This is a genomic window from Dactylosporangium cerinum (assembly GCF_042653625.1).
GTDB lineage: Bacteria > Actinomycetota > Actinomycetes > Mycobacteriales > Micromonosporaceae > Dactylosporangium > Dactylosporangium cerinum.
In genome coordinates, this window is sequence record NZ_JBHSIU010000030.1 from 129773 (window position 1) to 149215 (window position 19443).

At 72.8% G+C, this 19443-nt stretch carries 20 protein-coding genes and 1 pseudogene; 4 read left to right on the forward strand and 17 right to left on the reverse strand.

Annotated features, from left to right (window positions below; all coding sequences use genetic code 11):
• Positions 1-3 precede the first annotated feature (3 nt).
• Positions 4-2124: an MMPL family transporter gene (locus ACFPIJ_RS25715; RefSeq protein ID WP_380118012.1), complete on the reverse strand. Its 2121-nt coding sequence runs from the start codon at positions 2122-2124 to the stop codon at positions 4-6.
• Positions 2125-2227: 103 nt separating this feature from the next.
• Positions 2228-3073 carry an expansin EXLX1 family cellulose-binding protein gene (locus ACFPIJ_RS25720; protein ID WP_380118015.1) on the reverse strand — a complete coding sequence of 282 codons (846 nt, stop codon included), beginning with the start codon at positions 3071-3073 and terminating at the stop codon, positions 2228-2230.
• 110 nt (positions 3074-3183) lie between these two features.
• Here ACFPIJ_RS25720 and ACFPIJ_RS25725 point away from each other — a divergent pair, with 110 nt between their 5' ends.
• Positions 3184-4563: an alpha/beta hydrolase family protein gene (locus ACFPIJ_RS25725; protein WP_380118017.1), complete on the forward strand. Its 1380-nt coding sequence runs from the start codon at positions 3184-3186 to the stop codon at positions 4561-4563.
• A gap of 315 nt (positions 4564-4878) precedes the next feature.
• On the opposite strand, the pseudogene ACFPIJ_RS25730 reads toward ACFPIJ_RS25725, so the two are convergent.
• Positions 4879-6376 (reverse strand): annotated as a pseudogene (locus ACFPIJ_RS25730) (ISL3 family transposase).
• A 457-nt stretch (positions 6377-6833) separates the two neighbouring features.
• Between ACFPIJ_RS25730 and ACFPIJ_RS25735 the strand changes: the two are divergent.
• Positions 6834-8075: a PucR family transcriptional regulator gene (locus tag ACFPIJ_RS25735; protein ID WP_380118019.1), complete on the forward strand. Its 1242-nt coding sequence runs from the start codon at positions 6834-6836 to the stop codon at positions 8073-8075.
• 30 nt (positions 8076-8105) lie between these two features.
• Here ACFPIJ_RS25735 and ACFPIJ_RS25740 read toward each other — a convergent pair whose 3' ends face one another.
• From ACFPIJ_RS25740 to ACFPIJ_RS25765, 6 genes are all read right to left on the reverse strand, one after another.
• Positions 8106-8339, reverse strand: a complete 234-nt coding sequence (locus tag ACFPIJ_RS25740; RefSeq protein WP_380118022.1) for a potassium transporter TrkA — start codon at positions 8337-8339, stop codon at positions 8106-8108.
• Positions 8340-8351: 12 nt separating this feature from the next.
• Positions 8352-8675 carry a hypothetical protein gene (locus tag ACFPIJ_RS25745; protein ID WP_203850663.1) on the reverse strand — a complete coding sequence of 108 codons (324 nt, stop codon included), beginning with the start codon at positions 8673-8675 and terminating at the stop codon, positions 8352-8354.
• Positions 8672-8851, reverse strand: a complete 180-nt coding sequence (locus ACFPIJ_RS25750) for a hypothetical protein (protein ID WP_380118025.1) — start codon at positions 8849-8851, stop codon at positions 8672-8674. The genes ACFPIJ_RS25745 and ACFPIJ_RS25750 overlap by 4 nt, the downstream gene beginning before the upstream one ends.
• A 77-nt stretch (positions 8852-8928) precedes the next feature.
• Complete coding sequence (locus ACFPIJ_RS25755) at positions 8929-9246, reverse strand: TraR/DksA family transcriptional regulator (protein ID WP_380118028.1); 318 nt, start codon at positions 9244-9246, stop codon at positions 8929-8931.
• An 80-nt stretch (positions 9247-9326) separates the two neighbouring features.
• Positions 9327-10100, reverse strand: coding sequence for a cell shape-determining protein MreB (locus ACFPIJ_RS25760; RefSeq protein WP_380118030.1), 774 nt, complete (start codon positions 10098-10100; stop codon positions 9327-9329).
• Between the two features lie 758 nt (positions 10101-10858).
• A complete protein-coding gene (locus tag ACFPIJ_RS25765) occupies positions 10859-11437 on the reverse strand; it encodes an MBL fold metallo-hydrolase (RefSeq protein ID WP_380118032.1) in 579 nt (192 codons plus the stop codon).
• A gap of 130 nt (positions 11438-11567) precedes the next feature.
• Here ACFPIJ_RS25765 and fdxA point away from each other — a divergent pair, with 130 nt between their 5' ends.
• Positions 11568-11903: a ferredoxin gene (fdxA, locus tag ACFPIJ_RS25770; protein WP_380118034.1), complete on the forward strand. Its 336-nt coding sequence runs from the start codon at positions 11568-11570 to the stop codon at positions 11901-11903.
• A gap of 2 nt (positions 11904-11905) precedes the next feature.
• Here the strand turns inward: fdxA and soxR are convergent, their stop codons facing one another.
• The 6 genes from soxR to ACFPIJ_RS25800 all read right to left on the reverse strand — a co-directional run bounded on the left by soxR (position 11906) and on the right by ACFPIJ_RS25800 (position 16871).
• On the reverse strand, positions 11906-12358 hold the full coding sequence (gene soxR, locus ACFPIJ_RS25775; protein ID WP_380118036.1) for a redox-sensitive transcriptional activator SoxR: 453 nt from the start codon (positions 12356-12358) through the stop codon (positions 11906-11908).
• A gap of 41 nt (positions 12359-12399) precedes the next feature.
• Positions 12400-13209: a hypothetical protein gene (locus tag ACFPIJ_RS25780; RefSeq protein ID WP_380118038.1), complete on the reverse strand. Its 810-nt coding sequence runs from the start codon at positions 13207-13209 to the stop codon at positions 12400-12402.
• A gap of 55 nt (positions 13210-13264) precedes the next feature.
• Positions 13265-14797, reverse strand: a complete 1533-nt coding sequence (locus ACFPIJ_RS25785) for a lysylphosphatidylglycerol synthase transmembrane domain-containing protein (RefSeq protein ID WP_380118040.1) — start codon at positions 14795-14797, stop codon at positions 13265-13267.
• Positions 14798-14828: 31 nt separating this feature from the next.
• Complete coding sequence (locus ACFPIJ_RS25790) at positions 14829-15245, reverse strand: hypothetical protein (RefSeq protein ID WP_380118042.1); 417 nt, start codon at positions 15243-15245, stop codon at positions 14829-14831.
• Between the two features lie 419 nt (positions 15246-15664).
• Positions 15665-16054 carry a MerR family transcriptional regulator gene (locus ACFPIJ_RS25795; RefSeq protein ID WP_380118044.1) on the reverse strand — a complete coding sequence of 130 codons (390 nt, stop codon included), beginning with the start codon at positions 16052-16054 and terminating at the stop codon, positions 15665-15667.
• Positions 16055-16058: 4 nt separating this feature from the next.
• Positions 16059-16871 (reverse strand): serine hydrolase, encoded by an 813-nt coding sequence (locus ACFPIJ_RS25800; protein WP_380118046.1) that lies wholly within the window; start codon positions 16869-16871, stop codon positions 16059-16061.
• On the opposite strand from ACFPIJ_RS25800, the gene ACFPIJ_RS25805 reads away from it, so the two are divergent.
• On the forward strand, positions 16870-17655 hold the full coding sequence (locus tag ACFPIJ_RS25805) for an endo alpha-1,4 polygalactosaminidase (RefSeq protein ID WP_380118048.1): 786 nt from the start codon (positions 16870-16872) through the stop codon (positions 17653-17655). The two genes, ACFPIJ_RS25800 and ACFPIJ_RS25805, sit on opposite strands and share 2 nt — an antisense overlap.
• 11 nt (positions 17656-17666) lie before the next feature.
• Here the strand turns inward: ACFPIJ_RS25805 and ACFPIJ_RS25810 are convergent, their stop codons facing one another.
• Positions 17667-18749: a sensor histidine kinase gene (locus ACFPIJ_RS25810; protein ID WP_380118050.1), complete on the reverse strand. Its 1083-nt coding sequence runs from the start codon at positions 18747-18749 to the stop codon at positions 17667-17669.
• Positions 18746-19408, reverse strand: coding sequence for a response regulator transcription factor (locus ACFPIJ_RS25815; protein ID WP_380118052.1), 663 nt, complete (start codon positions 19406-19408; stop codon positions 18746-18748). Before ACFPIJ_RS25815 ends, ACFPIJ_RS25810 begins: the two co-directional genes overlap by 4 nt.
• Positions 19409-19443: the final 35 nt, after the last annotated feature.

The following is a 19443-nucleotide window of genomic DNA, read 5'->3' on the forward strand; positions in this document are numbered from 1 at the left end:
CGCTCACCCGGCGTGCCGCCCCGGCACCCCTGATGCTCCCGAGGCGACGTGCCGCCCGCCCTCCTCGGCGACGTGCCGGGCCTCCGGCGCTGAAGCCGATGCGGCGGCCGGCCTGGCGGGCCACCAGAACCGCTCGCCGAGCAGCAGCGCGATCGCCGGCACGACCACGGTCCGCACGACCAGGGTGTCCAGGACCACGCCGATGCCGACGATGACGCCGATCTGCGTCAGCACGATGACCGGCAGCACCCCGAGCACCGTGAACACCGCGGCGAGCAGGATCCCCGCGGACGTGATGACCCCGCCGGTGGCACCGAGCGCGCGGATCATCCCGGCCCGGGTGTCGCCGCGCGCCGCCGCCTCTTCCCGGGCCCGGGTGACGAGGAAGATGTTGTAGTCCACGCCGAGCGCCACCAGGAACAGGAAGCTCAGCAGCGGCACGCCCGCGTCGAGCGCCGGGATGCCCAGGACGTGCCGCAGCACGAGACCGGCGGCGCCGACGCTGGCGGCGAAGCTGACGATGACGGTGAGCAGGAGCAGCAGCGGCGCGACCACGGAGCGCAGCAGCAGGACCAGCACGAGCAGCACGACGAGCAGCACGAGGGGCACGACGACGGCGTTGTCGCGGGCGTACGCGTCGCGCTTGTCGAGGTCCCCGGCCGGCGCCCCACCAACAAGAGCGCCGGGCAGAGCCGCACGGATCCGCCGCACCGCATCGTCGGCGGCCGCGGTGCCGGACGCTTCCCGCAGGTCGACGCGCAGCTTGGCGAGGGTGCCGTCGTCGGAGCGCTCCGGCTTGGCGACCGCGGCCACCCCCGCGAGGCCCTGGACCGCCGCGACGGCCTGGTCGGTGGCGCCGGCGGCGACGATGACGGTCACCGGCTGCGACGATCCGGCCGGGAAGTGCCGGGCGAGGGCCTCCTGCGCGGTGACGGACTCGACCTCGGTGCGGAACTGCTCGGTCTGCGCCAGCCCGATCGACGTGCCGAGCAGGCCGGTGGCCAGGACGGCGAGGGCGACCGCGGCGCCGGCGAGGACCCTGGCGGGATGCCGCCCGACGGCGTGCGCCACGCGGGACCACACGCCCTTCGTCGTCGGGTCGTCCCCGCCGAGCCGCGGCACGAACGGCCAGAAGATCCCGCGCGGCAGGCTGACCAGCGCGGCGGGCAGCACGACGAGGCCGAAGAGCAGCGCCACGCCGACCCCGATCGCGGCGGCCACGCCGAGGGTCCGGTTGGCCGTGAGCACGGCCGCGAGCAGGGTGAGCAGGGCGAGGATCACGGTCCCGGCGCTGGCGACGACGGCCGGGGCGGCGTTGCGCACCGCGACGGCCATCGCCTCGCGCCGGTGCGGCGTGTGCCGGAGTTCTTCGCGGTACCGCGAGATCAGCAGCAGGGCGTAGTCGGTGCCGGCGCCGAAGACCAGCACGGACACGATGCCGCTGACGGAGGCGTCGGTGCGCTCGCCGACCAGCTTGGCGACCCACGGCAGCAGCTTCGCGACGACCTGGTCGCCGGCGCCGATGACGACGAGCGGGACGATCCAGAGCAGTGGGCTGCGATACGTGATGAGCAGCAGCACCGCGACCACGCTGGCGGTCGCGATCAGCAACGTGACGTCGGCACCGTCGAAGGCGGCGGAGATGTCACGGCCGAACGCGGGCCCGCCGGTGACCTGCGCGCTCAGCCCTTCGGGCAGCGCTCCTCCGGCGTGCACGACTTCCCGCAGCCGGTCCACCTCCGACGACGGCGCGTCGCCGGCGAGGGTGACGGCGACCAGCGCGGCCCGGCCGTCCTCGGCGATCGCGGCCGGTGGCACCTGTCCCGTGGCGGTGCCGGCGAGGGCCACGCGGGCCTGCTCGACCGCGGCCCGGTCGGCGTCGGTGAGTGGTGCGTCGCGGCGTTCGTAGACCACCACGGCGACGTCGGTGCGGCCGCTGGCGAACCGGTCGGCCAGCTCCGTCACCCGGGTCGACTGCTTGCCGGCCGGCAGCCCGTCGCCGGGCTCCGCGTCGGGCTGGGCGGGCGAGGTCAGGAACACCAGCGCCGTCAGCCCCACCGTGACGAGGAGGATCAGGACCGCGCCGAGCCGGCTGGTGACGGCGGCTGCCACTCGTGTGCCCACGCTCTACGTACCTCTCGAAGACAGATAGTTCGACGATCGAACTTCTGCCCTCTTGATACCCGTCGCACGCAGATCGCCGCAAAAATCGACGCAGCCCCGGCCTTCAGCAGACGGGCGGGGCGACGGACGCGACCGCGCCCACCTGGGTCGCCGCGGCCGACGGCGACGCGGCCGGCTCGGACGGGGAGGGCGACGGGGACGGCGACGGGGGTGCCGGGCTGTACATCAGCGTGCCCGTCTGCTGGAACGCCGACGAGCCCAGCGCCACCCCGGCGAGGGTGACCTGGTGCCCGGCCGTGTCCGTGACGCGCAGCGTGATCGGCCCGGTGAGCCCCGACGGCCCGGTCCAGGTGTTGTCGGTGCTGCGCTGCAGCGGGGTCCAGCCGGCACCGGCCTGCAGCTCCACGGTGGACAGCCGGTTGCCGTGGTTGTCCAGGACGACCGACAGCGACGAGTAGCCGCTGCCGCCCTTCGCCCGGACCTTCAGCGGGCCGGGCAGCACGGGGTCGCGCACGGTGCCGTAGGTGATCTGGATGATCCCGGCACTCACCGCGCCGATGCGGCCGAACGCGGCCCGGCTCAGGTCGATCTTCCCGGCCGGGCACGACGGGCACTGGTCGACGACCTGGACCATGGTCGTCTGCCCGTTGGGCCCGGTCACCGCGAGATACGACCCGCAGGCCGCGCCGCCCGCCCACTCCGCCGGGCCGATGGCGGCGTAGCCGTCGCTGGACGGGGCGCCGAGGTTGCACATGCCGTTGCGGTTGGTGCTGTAGTACGAGGCACTGCCACCGCGCACGTTCTCCACCACCGGCTCGCGCGCCGGCGGCACCACGGCGGCGCAGGCGGCGTTGCCGCTGTCCTGCATGACGAGCACGATCGACACGACGACGGCAAGGACGCCGCCCGCGGCGGCGGGGATCATCCAACGCAGGTGACGGCGGTCCATGGGTCCGGGAGTTTAGAAGCCCTTTCGGGTTTCCGGAAATCGAAAAAACAAGCACGCCGGGTGCACACTTTTCGTTGACACAGAGGCATCGACGGGCGTTCCATGTGTGGATGCGCAGCGTTGCGTCGTTGGCACTCGTCGTGGGGATCCTCGCCGCCCCCTCGCCCGCTTCGGCGGACCCGCCGGTGTGCGGGCCGCCCGTCGTCAGCACCACCCAGCCCGGCTACACCGTCGCCGACCCCGATTGCGACGTCAACGGCACCCCGTTCGCGCCGCTCGGCGGGTCCAGCGTGTGGACCGGGATCACCGACGGCGCCGCGTACCGCATCGAACGGCCCGCCGCCTGGAACGGCGAGCTGGTGCTGTACGCACACGGCTTCCGGGGCTCCGGCACCACGGTCTTCGTCGACAACCCGTCGCTGCGCGCACACTACCTGTCGCGCGGGTTCGCCTGGGCGGCGTCGAGCTACCAGACCAACGGCTATGACGTCGGGCAGGGCGTGCGGGACTCGTACACCCTGATCCAACGCTTCAAGGAACGCACCGGGCAGCCCGCCAGAGCCGTCTACATGACCGGCGCGTCCATGGGCGGGCACGTCACCGCGGTCGCGATCGAGGAGCACCCGTCGGCGTTCGTCGGCGCGATGCCCGTCTGCGGCGTCCTCGGCGACGCCGAACTGTTCGACTACTTCCTGGACGCCAACGTCACCGCCGCGGCCCTGACCGGCACCAGCATCACGTTTCCGAAGGCGCCCGTCGATCCGACGTTCCAGGAGGTGTACCGCCAGCAGGTCGCGCAGGAGGTGCCGCTGCTGGGCACCGGGGCCGGGCTGACCGCACTGGGCCGCCAGTGGGGTGACTACGTCGAGCAGCGCAGCGGCGGCACGCGCCCCGGCTTCGACGCCGCGTTCGCCTACTGGAGCGCCGCGCCCGCGATCCCACCCCTGTCCTCCGTGCCGTTCCTGTTCGGCGTCTACCCCGGCCTGTCCGGCGGCACCGCCGGCATCGCCGAGGGCAACATCACGTCCAACCGCTTCACCCTGTACCAGGCCGACGACAACCCGTGGCTGACCCGCGACGAACTGCGGCTCAACCGCGACGTCCTGCGCGTCGACCGCACCGACCGCCCGTCCCGGGACCTGTCCGGTGTGCCCCGCGTCGACGGCCGCCCACGGATCCCGGTCCTGTCGATGCACACGATCGGCGACCTGTTCGTGCCACTGTCGATGGAGCAGGAGTACGCCCGCCGCGCCACCCTGCAGGGCCGCGGCAAGCTGTTCGTCTCCCGCGCGATCCGGGCCCTCGGGCATTGCGAGTTCACCGGACCGGAGCTCGCGCAGGGCTTCGACGACCTGGTCACGTGGGTCCGGACCGGCCACCGCCCGGCCGGCGACGCGATCCTGGACCGCCGGACGGTCGCCGCCACGGACTTCGGCTGCCGGTTCACCCTGACCAACCGGCCCTCGTTCGGCGCCGCCTGCCCGTCGTGAACCCCCGGGTGCGCCGGGCGTGCGCTTTACGGGTCGTCCAGACCTTCAAATATTCGCCCAACGTTGCGGGGACTTGATGGCACCGCCCGGCCTTCGGCCGTGCGACAGGGTTGCGTGGTCCCGGTCCGTGCCGACTTGCGGTGATGCCAAGCCAGGTCCGCACTCACATGATCCAGGCCCGTCGAGGTCATCATTCGGTGCTACAACACCGTCTTTGGTTGAAGAACGAAAACCATCGATCACTGGACTGGCCGGTACCAGCGCTCCCGAACAGAAATCTTGGCTCTGGCGCAGAAACGGCGGTCTCGGCCGGTCTCATGCGAGCAGGATTCGTTGGCGTAGCAGAGCGAACCCGGCTCGGCCGTACATCTGCCGTTTCAGGAATTTGACCTTGGTGTTGGCGCCCTCGATCGGGCCGTTGCTGTAGGGCAGGGTAAGGCCGGCGACGACGGCGGGCAGGTCCATGCGCAGGCCCTGGACGAAGCCGTGCAGGGCGGGCAGGTCATCGGCGTCGACGGTGGCCATCCAGGCGTCGAGGTCGTGGCCTCGGCGTTCCGTGAGCATGCCGGCGAACTGTTCTACCCGCTCGGCGAGGACGGTCAGGTGCGCGCAAGCGGTGAGCAGATCCCGACGATGCGCCTGATGCTGGGCGAGAAGATCGCTGTTCCTCGACATCAGCCACGAGACCAGCCGGCGCGGCGACGGTGGCGTGCGTGCTGCGTCTGCGCGGCCTTGGTTGAGGTACCGGACGAGGAGGTTCGCGCTGCCGGTGTAGCCCAGTTCGCGGATCTCGGCCAGCAGCCGCGTCACCGGCACGCCGGGGTCTTCGGCGCGGCGGCGCCGCAGATGATCCCGGAACGGGTCGACGAGCGTGTCGCGGTAGCGCGGCGGTCGTTGCAGTTGCTCGGCGGAGGCCGCGCGGGCGTAGCGCTTCACGGTGTTCAGCGCCCAACCGAGTAGCCGAGCGCATTCCAGCAGGCCATGACCTTGACCGAGGAGAACGTGCACGGCCCGGTGCCGCTCGAGGGTGCGTTCGTCCAACGGCTGTTGCGGCCGGACCGGACCGTCACGCCAGCAGCTGCTGTGCGCGATCACCGTTTTCTCCACGGCCTTGGCCAGGTTCGACCACAGATGCTACCGGTCGCTGACCTGCACCGCGTGTGGTGCTCCGGCGCGGATCGCCTCGGCATACGCTGCGGAACCGTCGCGGCAGACGACCTGCACTTCGGGGTGCTGGCGCAGCCATGCGGCCAGGGTGTCCGCCCTGCGGTCGGGCAGGACGTCGACCCGACGGTGGGTGACCGCGTCGATCAGCAACGTCGCATACCTGCGACCGCGACGCAGCGCGAAGTCATCAACGCTCAGCACCGCCGGAACCGGCCCGGCCGGGACAGGTAAACCGATCAGGACCCGCAGCACGGTGCAACGCGAGATCCCGCACGCCGAGGCGGTGCAGCACCGCTGCGCCGGCCCGCCCCGCCACGACGACGGCGAGGTCGCCGACCAACGCGGTCAGCTGCCGGGTCCGCCGCGCCCACCGGGTCGTCAGCTCGGGCACCTGCTCACGGAACGTCTGCTGCGAGCAGTCTGCGGTCAGGCACCGCAGCCGCCGGACCCGCACCTCGACCACGACCCCACGCCCCGCAACCGGCAGCGCAGCAAGCCGACGGCGGTGATACGCATGCACCCGCCTGGTCAGCGCACCACACACCGGGCACCCGACCGGCGTCCGCTGCGTCCTCGCCGACACCTTCACAACCCGGCCCTGATCGACCACCTCATCGATGACCAGCGAAGACAGCTCCGGCAGCAACGCTCTGACCCAGGCAAGATCGCACCACCGTCAGTCTTCCGTCCGGCCATCGACCGCAATCGACCGGGGCACCACCGTTTCTGCGCCAGAGCCGTTTTTTTCTTACAGTCCCTTTCGGCAAGATCACCTGCATATCAGATATGAGTGCGTGTGGAACCATCGTTCGTCATGACGGTCGGCGTCCATGGAGCGTGACTCAACTGGAGGAGCTCTGCACCGGACTCCGGGCGGCCCTGGTGCACCGAACACCGTGGTCGGGTGACGAGTACCGGATCGTCGGCGGTGGGGTCGGGTGGAGTGACCCGGGTCCCACCCGGTTCGGCGATGTCGGCCATCACCCGCGATACGCAAACCGCACCCGGGGCTAAACTGCCGCTGGCCGGCCGTCAGCGGCCGGTGTTCTCGCGGACAGCCGACCAGGATGACCCGGCGGCTGGACGTCAGTGGGAGGTGGGGTGTGGCCGACCGCAGTCGGCGGGAGTCGACCGGCGCGGCCACGGCACCGCCGGCGCAGCAGGTGTGGCTGGACGAGGTGGCCACCGCGGCCGCTCGGGACGCCGGGAGCGTGCCGGTGCAGCTGCTCGGCGACTACCTGCCGATGCTCGCCGACGCGGCGGTCAGCGGCCGCCGGCCCGAACGCGCCGAGCTCGACGCGGTGGCGCTGCTCGGCCGGCAGGCCGCCGAGCAGGGCATCTCCGCCGGACGGGTGGTGCAGCTGTACCTGTCTGCGGCCCGCAGGTTGTGGCAGGACCTGCCCATGGTGGTGCGCTCCGGCGACAGCGAGGTCGTGCGGGCCGCGGCGGCCGCGGTGTTGCACGTCATCGACGACGCCGTCGCCACGCTCGCCGAAGGCTACGCGGTCGCGCGGCGGGACCTGGTCAGGCGGGAGGAGGCGCTGCGCCGGGAACTCGTCGACGACCTGCTGCGCGGCGACTCCGACCTGGGCAGCGTGGTGGAACGGGCGGAACCGTTCGGGCTCGACCTCGCCCAGGTACACCAGGTGGCGCTGGCCGCGCCGAGCCGGCGGCTGCCGGACGCGGACGCGGCGATCAGCGCCCTCGAGGCGGTCATCTTCGACCGGCTCGGCGACCGCGACGTGCTCGTCGCCACCAAGGAGCACCTCCTGGTCGTCCTCGCTCCGGCCGAACCCGCCGCGGCCGGCGCGACCGTGCCCGCGGGCCGCGACAGCGAGCTGGGCGAGCTGATGCACGGCGAGCTCGAGCGGTTGCGGCACGGACGGCCGTGGCGGGTCGCGGTCGGCCGCCCGCACCCCGGCCTGTACGGCATCGCCCGCTCCTACGAGGAGGCCCGCGAAGCCCTGACCATGGCGGGACGGCTGCACGTGGACAAGCCCGTCATCACCGCGCACGACCTGCTCGTGTACCGCGTCCTGCTGCGCGACCAGCCTGCCATCGTCGACCTGGTCGCGGCCGTGCTTAGCCCCCTGCTGCAGGCCCGCGTCGGCGTCGGGCCGCTGCTGGACACGCTGGACGCCTACTTCGCCACCGGTGGGGTCGCCACTGAGTCCGCGAAGCGGCTGCACGTATCGGTGCGCACCGTGACGTACCGCCTGGGCCGGGTCAAGGCCCTCACCGGCTACGACGCGGCCGACCCCGCCCACCGGTTCACCCTGCAGGCCGCGGTCCTCGGCGCCAAGCTCCTCAGCTGGCCGGCCGAGACCCGCAGGAGCACGACCTGACCTGTCGGCAGCCGGAACGCGCGAGGGCGTTCAGCGCGGCTCCCGGTCGCCGGTGACGTCGAAGACGCCGAGCAGCCCGGCCAGGACGATCGCCTCTTCCCGGGTGAGGGTGAGGCGGCAACAGCCGTCCGGTTCGCCGGCGCCGTGGATGAGCTCCCGGCGGCCGCCGGCGTGGTGCGCGATGACGGTGACGCGGCGCCCGGTGGCACTGGTTAACGACCGGCACGTGCCGATGCCGGGCAGTGAAATCCGTTCGATCTCCATGCGGGCTCCGCGCTACATCCGGTGCCGGTGATCGGCGTCGGCGCAGCCGGGACAGCGGCTCGCCGCCGGCTGCCGGAGCAAGTGGTCGATGCGAATGTCGGCCGTGCATGCGGTACACACGCCGTAGCGGCCGCGTTCGAACGAGTCCAGCGCGTGCTCAAGGTCGCGGAGCCGACGCCGGGTGAGTGCGGCCAGCGCCGGCTGTTCGGTGCCGCCGTCGCCGTCCGGCGGTGGCTGGTTGAGCAGGCGCAGCTGGGTGCGGCAGCGGTCGCGGTGCTCGTACAGCAGCACCCGCAACACCTCGAGCTCCCGCTGCCTGCTCAGGACGCTTGTCATGGCCGGGCCGTCGTGGCCGTCGCGATCCGGCGGATCGCATCGGCTGTCTCGGCGACCGCCGCACGTGCCGCCTCGATCGCGGCCTCGTCCTCGGCCGTCCTGCGCGGGCGGTTCGTCAGGGCCGTCAGCCCCGCCGCGTGCAGCGCGAACTGCGACTCCAGCTGCTCGTGCAGCATCGCATCGACGGGGCTGGTGGGCCTGCGGCATGATGGCCTCGCTTTCTTCGTTCATGGGAGCGCTCGGCGGCGGACGGTCAGCACCCGCTGGCCTGGCAGGGCACGCAGAGCCGGGCGTGTGGCAGGATCTCCAGCCGCTCGGCCGGGATCGGGCCGGTGCAGCGTTCGCAACGGCCGTAGCTGCCCTCGGCGATGCGTGACAGCGCGGCGGTGACCTCCTCGATCGCGCGGCGGGCCGTGGCCGTGCGCGTGGCGATCGCGTGCGGGTCCTCGCCGGTGGCGCTCGGGTCGGCGCCGGCGGCGACGAGGGCCGCGAGGGTCTCGGTGTGCTGTCGCAGCTGATCCTGCAGCGTCTGCCGCACCGTGTCGATGCTCGGGCCGGTGTCGACGTTCATGTGGATCTCCCATCAGCGTGTCGGAAACGGTGTGCCACGCCGGTCCGGGCCGGCGTGACGGAACTGGTGTGCTGCGCCGGTCAGAACCGCACGGCGCTGCGGCGCAGTGCGGCGAGCGCGGCCAGGCCGGCGCCACGTGCCGCGGCCAGATGCGGTGCGGCGGGACGGCGCACCGGGGTGCCTGCGGCGCCGGCGATGCGGGCGGCCAGCCGCGGCCGGGCCGCACCGCCACCGACGAGGAGCAGGCCACCACGGACCGCCGCGGCGATGGCCTCGCGGTCACCGGCCTGCCGGCACACGTGACGGACGAGGTCGGTGACGGCGGTGACGACGGCCGCGTCAGGATCCGGCCCGTCGGTGTCGTCGTGCAGCCCGACATCGCGCCGCCGGGCCGCGACGGTCACGCCGTCCGCGAGCACGGCGACCTCGGTCAGGTGCGCACCGATGTCGGCGATCAGCAGCGGCGCCGAGGCCGCGCCCGCACCGATCGCGGCCGCGCGTACGGTGTCGATGAACAGCAGCCGTGCCGGTTCGAACGCCGCCGTCAGCAGGCCGCGTACCGCCTCCAGCTGGGGGTCGCTGCCCACGGGCCGGCACGCCACGATCACGGCGCCGCCGGGCAGCGGGCGCCGCCGGCCGGTCCGAAGGCCCGACAGCAACGCCCACATCGCCTCCGGGTCGGTGATCCGGCCCCGGACGACCGGACCATGACCCGGCGTCCTCGGCGTCCCGGGATAGCCGACCTGCAGCAGGCCGTGGCCCGATGCCCAGATCCTGGTGCTCGCGCCGCCGAGGTCGAGCCCGACGGCCGAAGGCTCGTGCGGTGCTGCGTCGCCGGAAAGCTGGGTGAACATGGGGCTCTCCTCTCGGATGCCAGGACGCGGCCCATGACGGGGACGGGGGATTGCCGGGCCGCACGGGCCACGGGTCAATCGACCGAGGGTTACCGCGTGCGGCTGTAGACGGACCGGCGGTCAGCGAACGGCGGTCGTCACGCCGTGCCGGCCGGGGCCGGGCGGTGACGACGGCCGCAACGGGCGCGCGAGTCCGAGCCGTCCCCTCGACGCGCGGCATGCGGCGACCGGGACAGCGGTTCGCCCGCCGTGCACCACACCAGTCGCCATGATCACCACCCCGCGTGCGTAGTACCGAAGGAACCTCCAGCATCGGCGACCGGCCGGCGGCCGACATCGTGAGCGGTCGGCAAACCTCACGCCGCTCCGATTGCCGACCACCGGCAATGTCGTCGACCCCGGGCCGACGAACAGGGCGGCGAGCGGCTGTCCCCGCGAACCCCAGGCAGGCGCCGGCCCGCTCGCAGAGTCGTACGTGTCTGCGGCCGTGACGGCGGCCCGCAGCTGCCGGCCATCAGAACCGCGACGCCTGCAGCCGATGCGGAAAACGCCGGGGTGGCAGCGGCCGCGAGATCGAGGGAACGACCGCCGTCAGCGTCAACGTCCACCTGGCGAATCTGCCTTCACCGCAGCGTTGACCCGAGCGGGGAAGCGGACGGGTCGGCGTGTCGGATCGGAATGGCGGCCGCCAAGGATGTCCCGCCGTCCGTAGGACTCGTGATCGTCATTTGACCGCCGGGTTTGGAGGGGTGCCGGGGTCAGCGGGGCGTCTGCGGGGTCGGGGTGAACGCGGGGCCGTGGCCCGGCACCACGACGTCGGCGACCGCGAGGACCCGGGCCCGGCCCACGTGCAGCGCCGCCAGGTCGGTGGCGTAGTCGTCGCCGACCGAGGTGGCGGTGTTCCACAGGTGGGTGAACGCGACCACGCCGTCCGCGGTGCCGACGAGGGTGGTGATGTCCTCGGGGGTGTGCCCCGGGGTCCGGATCAGCCGGATCGAATCGGTCAGCTCGTAGCCCTCGGCGTCCCGGTCGTCCCACTGGTCGCCCTGGTACACCGCCCAATGGTCGTGGAAGCGCGCGTTGGGGAACAACGCGGCGTTGAGGGTGTGGTCCGGGTGGTGGTGGCTGAAGACGACGTCGGTGATCGACGCGGGGTCGACGCCGAGCGCGGTCAGCGGGTCCAGGATCAGCGACCGGTCCCGGACCATGCCGGGGTCGGTGACGAGCAGGACGTCGCCGTCCCGGACGAACCCGACGGTCGAGGCGACACCGTCGCCCGCGTAACCGGTGTGCAGCAGCTCGTAGGTGGCGGTGGCGGCCCTTGGGTGATCACTCATGCCCACCAGCATCGCCGGTCGGGCGCCGCCGGGCGAGACGCAAAGCGGTGTCTCATCGCAAGATTCACGCCACCTCGCGGCGGCCTGCGGGCTTGCGCTCAAGTGCGCTTGAGCTCCTAGTCTCCGCGGCATGACCTACGTGATCGCGTTGCCGTGCGTGGACCTGATGGACAAGGCCTGCGTCGACGAGTGCCCGGTGGACTGCATCTACGAGGGCGACCGGATGCTCTACATCCAGCCCGACGAGTGCACCGACTGCGGCGCCTGCGAGCCGGTCTGCCCGGTCGAGGCCATCTACTACGAGGACGACCTCCCCACCGAGTTCAGCGTGTTCACCGCCGTCAACGCCGGGTTCTTCGCCACCGTCGGCTCCCCCGGCGGCGCTTCGAGGACCGGACCGATCCCGGGCGACCATCCGTACGTGGCGGCCCTGCCGGCGCAGGTCCACGACGGCGTGACGGCGTGAGCTCAGTCCGGCTCGTCGAGCCGGACCGGGCCCTGGCCGCGCGTGCCGAGCTCGTCGGCCGGATTGAGCAGGTCGCACGACCGCATCGACAGGCAGCCGCAGCCGATGCACGCGATGAGCTGCCGTTCGAGATTCATGATGTAGCGGCGCCGGTCCTCGAGCTCGCTCTTCCACACCCGGGACACCCGCACCCAGTCCCGGTGGCTCGGCGCCCGGTCGGCGGGCAGGGTCCCGAAGACCACCGCGACCTCGGCGAGCGGGATGCCGAGCCGCCGGGCCGCGAGGATCAGTGAGATGCGCCGCAGCATGTGCCGCCGGTACATCCGCTGGTTGCCGCTGTTGCGCTCGGCCGTGATGAGTCCTTCCGCCTCGTAGAACCGCAGGGCGGACGGCGCCACCCCGGTACGTGCGGCGACCTCACCAACGGTGAGCAGGTCTTTCAGCTCCGGTGACACCCGTCGACCGTAGAACTTCAACCTGGGTTGAGATCAAGCGCTCAGCTCTGGCCGTCGGGTCCGTCGGCCACTGCCAGCTGCCGGCGGAACTCGGTGAACTCCGGGAACGGGAAGTGGCCGTGGCTGTCGTTGCGGATGGAGTACCCCGCGTACTCGCCGCTGAGCAGCCAGCCGCGCTCGGCGTCCCACCTCCACGCGTAGTCGTCCTCCGGCACGGCCTGCATGAGCTGCGCGGCCATCCGGGCCGCCTCGGCGCCGTGGAACAGGCCGAGCCGCTCGAACGTCCCGGCGAGGACCGCGCGGCGCTCGGCGAGCAGCTCCGCCTCGTCGGAGCCGTGCCCGACCCAGCGGGCCAGCAGCAGCAGGCCCACCTCGGGCGGGAGCGGATGCCGGTCGGGTGCGGCCCGCAGCTGCGCCACGACCGCTTCGAGCTCGCTCCACCGCAGACAGAACGGATGCCACCGGGCCTGGTCCCAGTGGCCCAGCTCCACCGAGACGTCCGGCACGTCGTAGTCCTCGTCCTCGTCCCAGTCGTCGCCCTCGTCGTCGGGCTCGTCATCGGGCTCGTCGTCGTCCTTCTGCAGGTACAACACATGCAGGGCCAGCTCGAAGTTCAGCTCGAGCTTGAGCCACCAGCCACGGCGGGCGGGCAGGATCACCCGGGCCGAGGAGAGGTCGTCCTCGTCGTCCTCGTCCCAGTCCTCATCGGCGACGTCGACCTCGTTGAGCTGCCGCGCCAGCCGCTCGCCGGCCGCCTCGAAGTCGAACCCGTCGTCCCCGTCGAACGCGTAGCACCGCCAGAACTGCGGGTCCCGGGTCGCGGCGATCAACGTCCGCCAAGCCAGCTCCATGCGGTGACGCTCCTTCGACGACGGCTGCACCGGACTCTATCGACCGGTCGCACGCTCACCTGCCCGGCTGGTCGGTGGCGCCGAGAGCGATCACGACGGGCAGACCGGCCAGCGCGATCAACCAGCAGGACAGCAGCCGGTACGTCAGGACGGCCGCCGTGGCGGTCGCCGGCTCGGCACCGGAGGTGATCAGCGCGGCCAGGAGCCCGGCCTCGACGAGCCCGGCACCGCCGGCGACGAGCGGGATCTGCCGGATGAGCTGGCCGGTGAGGTACGCGCCGACGAGCGCGGACGTGGCGGTGTCGAGCCGGAACGCGTGCGCGGCCGCGACGAAGCACGCCAGGTCGAACAGCCGGCGAGCGACCGCGGCGCCGCCGGCCGTGAGCCAGTATCGGCCCGGCAGCGACCAGCAGGCCCGGGACGTGTCCGCGCCGAGGCGGAGCACGGCATGGGCGCCGCGGTGCAGCGGCCCGGCGGGCCGCGCCGGTCCGCCCGCCGGGCCCCGGACGGTGCGCCGCCAGACCGGGCGGCGTCCCAGCCGCACCCGCCGGACCAGGAGGACGGCCGGGCACAGCAGGGCCGCCGCGGCGGCGGCGCGCACCAGCTCGCCGGTGCTCAGGCCGGTGAGCCACCAGGCGAGGTACACCAGCACGATGGCCGCGCTGGCCTGCGCGCTGGCCAGCGCCGTGGTGGCCAGGGCGTGCGCGCCGGAGAGGCCGTGCGCGCGGAACTGCCGGACGGCGAACGCGGTCGACACGGGGCCACCGGCCGGCATCGCGGTGGACAGCGCCGTGCGGGCGAGCGACACGCCGACGGCCTTGACCCTGGACATCGCGCCGCCGTAGGCGGCCAGGAGGCGGCGCTGCTGCACGGCGTACATGAGGACGGACCCGGCCTGGACGAGCAGCGCCACGGCGAGCCACCACCACTGGGCGTCCACCAGCGACCGCAGGACGGTGCCGGGGTCCGGCAGGGACCGGCGGAGCAGGACGAACGCCACCGTCACCGCGGCCAGGGTGAGCGCGAAACCCACCCACCGCGGCCAGACCCGCGTCCGCCTCGCGGCGGTCACCCACATCAGGGCAGTGCTCATCCGCGTACAGTGCGCCAGCGAGATGGAGACCGCCTGAACGTGACGAGTCCCGTCGATATCCAGGCCGCAGCCGCCGGACTGCGGCCTCAGCGCCTCCGCCGCCGGTGGTCGTGCCGCCGCCGGCAGCCGCAGGCCGGTGCGATCGGCGGCGGCGAGCAGGTGCCGGCCGTCGACGGTCGCCCGGCCGTGGCCCTCGACGGCGACCCGGCCGTCGGTGTCGCAGACGGCGCACTGCCCCGACGCGGCGATCGCGCCGACCATGCGCCCGTCCGCCCACAGTGCGGTGACCGGACCGCGCAGCGCGATCAGGGTGCGGTGCGGGGTCTCCTCGACCGGGAGCAGCCACCGCGCGGTCCACGGCAGGCCACCCTCGTGCGCGAGGCGGTCCGCGACCTGGTCCGCGCCGATGTGCCGGGTCGCGAACTGCACCTGCGCACGGGCGTCGTCGCCGCGCAGATAGGCACCGGCGCGCTGGACGGCAGCTGACTCGTCCACGCTTCCCAGTATCCACCGGCCGGCGGGCTGATCAGCGCGGCAGCGGCACCGGGTGCACGGTGACGTAGGTCAGCCCGTCGTCGTGCCGGACGGTGCAGCTCACCTCGTAGGCATCGGGTGAGCCGGTGCGGAACTCATAGGTCGTGCGGTCGCTGACGTAGGTCCGGGTCGCCTTCGGCGGTCCGAGGACGGCGGTCACCTCCCTGGCCGTCATGCCGGGACGGAGCGGAAGCCGGAGCGCGGCCAGCATCGCCACGCCGGCCGGCGCAGACAGGGCAACGAGATCGACGGCGGCCGAGCGCAGTGTGTGCGGGTCGGACTCCAGGCACAGCCACTCGGTGAAGCCGTTCGCCTCGCCGCACCAGGAGCGGTCCAGATACTCCCACGACTCGATCCTCGTCACGTCGTCCGCGGGCAGGAAGTCGGCCAGGCGCAGGCGTCCGAACACGTCATGAGTCAGCGGCTGCGCGATCAATCCGGCACTCCCTGTCGGCTCGCGAGGCAGCTCGTCGGGGCCATGTTGGGCGATGAGCACGGCACCGGATCCACTGGGCAGTCCTCCGGCGACATCGTCCGCTCACACCACCCGCACACCAGGTCGGCTCGAGCGCCGATCGCGGTGCGGCGTCTCGCAGTGTCCACCGCGGCCTCGAACCAGGCCCGCCCACCGTCGCCGCCGCGGCTTCGAACCAGGCCCCGCCCACCACCGTCGCCGGCGCGGCCTCGAACCCAGTCCCGCCCACCACCGTCGCCGGCGCGGCCTCGATCAGCCCGATCACTGACCGCACCGCCTGGACCAGGTCGATCCCCCGGCCGCCGCTCGCGGCCAGCACCACGGCGCATTCCGGCTATTCCATGCGAACCGGGTCAGGCCGCCGGGGCGTCGGCGGGCTCCCGGTGGGCGAGCTCCCGCCGGTACCAGCCGATCTTCTCCTTGATCCTCGTCTGTTCCTCGCGCAGTTCGGCGATCTTGCGTTCGATGTCCTGGTCGTGCTCCTCGAGCAGTTCGGCGCGTTCCTCGAACGTGCCGTCGCCGTCGCGGGCAAGCTCCGCGTAGCGGCGCATCCTGGCGATCGGCATGCCCGTGTCGCGCAGGCAGCGCAGGACGCCGAGCCAGTCGAGGTCGTCGTCGGTGAACAGGCGCTGCCCACCGGAGGTGCGGTCGATGCCGTCGAGGAGGCCGATGCGCTCGTAGTAGCGCAGCGTGTCGAGGCTGAACCCGGTCTTCTGGACGGTCTCCCGTGGCGAGTACGGCATACCGCTATTTTCCCACGGTCACGCGGATCGCATCACCCAGCGCACGCATCGTCGCGAGGACCTCACCGACCGTCGCCGACTCCGGCGGCCAGTTCGCCAGGACCGCGTAGCTGACCGTCGTCGAAGGGCCGGTGACCACACCGACGTCGGCCCGGACCCCGTCGTCGGTGCCGGTCTTGTTGCGCAGGGTGACACCGTTGTGTGACAGCGGGTCCAGGTCGAACGCCGACGCGACCATCGACAGGTCCGCCGACGTCCGCATCCAGTCCAGCACCCGCGGCCCGCCCTCGATCGAGGGCAGCCGGTGCAGCAGCAGCGACAGCTCTGCGGCGGTGCCGGAGGACAGCCGCGGCGCATGGTCGGCGGTGCGCACGTCGCGGACAATGTCGTGCAGCGCCGTCGCGGTCAGGCCCAGCGACGCGGCGAGCGCCGCGACCCGGTCGAGGCCGACCCGGTGCAGCAGCACGTTCGTGGCGAGGTTGTCGCTGACCGACGCCACCAGGACCGCCAGGTCCCCGACGGGCAGCACGTCAGTGCCCAGAAACCGCCACAGACCGGAATCGGCGACGGGTGCCACGTCCCGCCGGTCAGCCGGCAGGTCCAGCGGCAGGCTGCGGGCCACCTCCAGCAGGAGCAGCAGCTTGCCGACGCTCGCGGTCGACAGCACCAGCTCCGGCCGGTGCGCGTACACCACCTCGCCGCCGGCGTCGCGGACACACACGGACCAGGCGACGGCGGCGTCTGTCCCCCGACCGGGCGGCGCATTCCGCCGGACCGTCAGATCAGGCCAGTCGACCGCCGGCCGATGGCGAGGCATGCGACACACCTCCCGCACCGTGTTCGTGGCCCTGGCGGCACTCGTCGCCGTCGTGATCTCCACCGTACCGGCCGCCGCCACCGCCCCGGCCACCTGGTGGAAACCGGCCGCCGGCGCCACCTGGCAGATGCAGTTCACCGGGGCGCTGGACACCTCCGTCGCCGCCGACGTGCACGACATCGACGGCGCCGACGCGACCAAGGCCCAGGTCACCAAGCTGCACGCGGCCAGCCGCAAGGTGCTGTGCTACGTCGACGCCGGCTCGTGGGAGAACTGGCGCGCCGACGCCGCCCGCTTCCCCGCCGCCGTGCGCGGCAAGGCCCTCGACGGCTGGGCCGGCGAGCAGTGGCTCGACATCCGACAGTGGGACACCCTGCGGCCGATCCTCGCCGACCGCTTCGCCACCTGCCGGGCCAAGGGCTTCGACGCCGTCGACCCGGACAACATGGACGGCTACGCCAACGACTCCGGCTTCCCGCTGACCGCCACCGACCAGCTGCTGTTCAACCGCCGCGTCGCGGACCTGGCGCACTCCCTGGGCCTGGCCGCCGGCCTGAAGAACGACCTCGAGCAGATCACCGGACTGCAACCGTCCTTCGACTTCGCCGTCAACGAGGCGTGCGCGCAGTGGAAGGAGTGCGCGATGCTGAGCCCGTTCGTCACCGCCGGCAAGCCGGTCTTCCACGTCGAATACAAGGCGTCGCTGTGCCCGACCGCGGCGAACCTGCGCTTCAGCTCGATCCGCAAGAACCTGCGCCTCGACGCCTTCCGCGCCGCCTGCTGAGCCCGACGGGGTCAGGGTGTCGGTGGGGTGGGGCGGAAGTCGACGGTGATGTCCAGGCCGCCCTCCGGGCGGGGCAGGATCTGCAACGAAGCGCCGTGGGCGGTGGCGATCGCCTGGACGATGGCCAGGCCGAGGCCGTGGCCGTCGGTGCGGCCGAGCCGCTGCCCCTCCAGCCGCTGGAACGGCTGCAGCAGCCGCCCGATCTGCTCCGCCGGCACGACCGGGCCGGTGTTGCGCACCGTGAGCCGGGCCGCGCCCGGCACCGAGACCGTGCTGACCTCGATCCAGCCGCCGTCGACGTTGTGCCGCACGGCGTTGTCGACGAGGTTGGCGACCAGGCTCTCGGCCAGCCGCGGGTCGCCGGCGCCGAGCGCCGGGGCGAGGGACGTGCCGACGCGGACGCCGCGGACCTTCGTCTCGGCGGAGCGGCGGTGCAGCGCGGCCGTGGCCAGCAGCGCCAGGTCGACGGGCTCGTCCTGTTCGACGCCCTGTTCGCCGCTGGCGAGGGTGAGCAGCGCGTCGACGAGGCGTTCCTGGGCGGCGCCGAGGGCGAGCACCTCGTGGCACGCCTCACGCAGCGTTTCGGTGGTGGCGGCGGGGTCGGCAAGGGCCACCTGCAGCAGCGCCCGCTCGGCGGCGAGAGGGGTCCGCAGTTCGTGGGAGGCGTTGGCGACGAAGCGACGCTGGGAGGCGAACGCGGCCTCGAGGCGTTCGAAGACGTTGTCGAGGGTCTCGGCGAGCTCGGTGAACTCATCGCCGGAGCCGGTCCGGCCGAGCCGGCGGTGCAGGCTGGTGGCGGAGATGTCGCGGGCGTTGGCGATGATGGTGCGCAGCGGGCGCAGGACCCGGCCGGCGATGACCCAGCCGCCGATGACCGCGAGCAGGCAGGAGATCAGCAGCGTCACCACGATGATGCGCAGCATCTGGTCGTCGCCGACAGGTGGTTCGGGTGTCGGGCCGGGGGAGCCCGGGCCCACGGGGGCGCTGGACGCCGAACCGTAGGAGAACAGCCCGATCCCCGCGACGACCGCGAGCAGGAACGGCACCGCGTACAGCGCCGTGAGCCGGGCCTGCAGAACCCGCCGGCCTCTCACAGCGCGCCGATGCGGTAGCCGGCCTCACGGACGGTGTGGATGAGGTCGGGGGTGCCGAGCTTGCCGCGCAGGCGGCGGATCGTCGTCTTCACCACGGTGGTGAACGGGTCGGCGGCCTCGTCCCAGACCCGCTCGAGGAGTTCCTCGGCGGAGACGGGCCGGCCGTCGGCGGCGAGCAGGCACTCCAGGACGCCGAACTCCTTCGGGGTGAGCTCGAGGCGGCGGCCGGCGCGGGTCGCGACCCGTCGGGCCGGGTCGAGGGTGAGGTCGGCGTGCTCGTACACACTGGGCAGCGACGACGAGGGGCGCCTGGCGAGGGCCCGGATGCGGGCGACCAGCTCCTCGAAGTCGAACGGTTTCGGCAGGTAGTCATCGGCGCCGAGGCCGAGGCCGTCGACGCGTTGCTTGACGGTGCTCGCCGCGGTGAGCATCAGGACCCGGCTGCTGGAGCGGGCCGCGACGATCCGGCGGCAGACCTCGTCGCCGTGGACGCCGGGCAGGTCGCGGTCCAGGACGACCACGTCGTACCGGTTCACCGCGAGCCGCTCGAGGGCGTCGGCGCCGTCCAGGACGACGTCGACCGCCATGCCCTCCCGGCGCAGCCCCTTGCCGACCGTCCTGGCCAGGACCTCGAAGTCTTCGACCACCAGCACCCGCATGTCACCACGATGCCAGGTCGAAGGTGTCAGCGAGG

Bases quoted from the DNA above. Each gene is read 5' to 3' on its own strand.
- ACFPIJ_RS25755 (WP_380118028.1), bottom strand. From the start codon at position 9,246: ATGAACGTCGACACCGGCCCGAGCATCGACACGGTGCGGCAGACGCTG.
- ACFPIJ_RS25740 (WP_380118022.1), bottom strand. From the start codon at position 8,339: ATGGAGATCGAACGGATTTCACTGCCCGGCATCGGCACGTGCCGGTCG.
- ACFPIJ_RS25720 (WP_380118015.1), bottom strand. From the start codon at position 3,073: ATGGACCGCCGTCACCTGCGTTGGATGATCCCCGCCGCCGCGGGCGGC.
- ACFPIJ_RS25745 (WP_203850663.1), bottom strand. From the start codon at position 8,675: ATGACAAGCGTCCTGAGCAGGCAGCGGGAGCTCGAGGTGTTGCGGGTG.
- fdxA (WP_380118034.1), top strand. From the start codon at position 11,568: ATGACCTACGTGATCGCGTTGCCGTGCGTGGACCTGATGGACAAGGCC.
- ACFPIJ_RS25800 (WP_380118046.1), bottom strand. From the start codon at position 16,871: ATGCCTCGCCATCGGCCGGCGGTCGACTGGCCTGATCTGACGGTCCGG.
- ACFPIJ_RS25795 (WP_380118044.1), bottom strand. From the start codon at position 16,054: ATGCCGTACTCGCCACGGGAGACCGTCCAGAAGACCGGGTTCAGCCTC.
- ACFPIJ_RS25765 (WP_380118032.1), bottom strand. From the start codon at position 11,437: ATGAGTGATCACCCAAGGGCCGCCACCGCCACCTACGAGCTGCTGCAC.
- ACFPIJ_RS25750 (WP_380118025.1), bottom strand. From the start codon at position 8,851: ATGCTGCACGAGCAGCTGGAGTCGCAGTTCGCGCTGCACGCGGCGGGG.
- ACFPIJ_RS25805 (WP_380118048.1), top strand. From the start codon at position 16,870: ATGCGACACACCTCCCGCACCGTGTTCGTGGCCCTGGCGGCACTCGTC.
- ACFPIJ_RS25760 (WP_380118030.1), bottom strand. From the start codon at position 10,100: ATGTTCACCCAGCTTTCCGGCGACGCAGCACCGCACGAGCCTTCGGCC.
- ACFPIJ_RS25780 (WP_380118038.1), bottom strand. From the start codon at position 13,209: ATGGAGCTGGCTTGGCGGACGTTGATCGCCGCGACCCGGGACCCGCAG.
- ACFPIJ_RS25815 (WP_380118052.1), bottom strand. From the start codon at position 19,408: ATGCGGGTGCTGGTGGTCGAAGACTTCGAGGTCCTGGCCAGGACGGTC.
- ACFPIJ_RS25725 (WP_380118017.1), top strand. From the start codon at position 3,184: ATGCGCAGCGTTGCGTCGTTGGCACTCGTCGTGGGGATCCTCGCCGCC.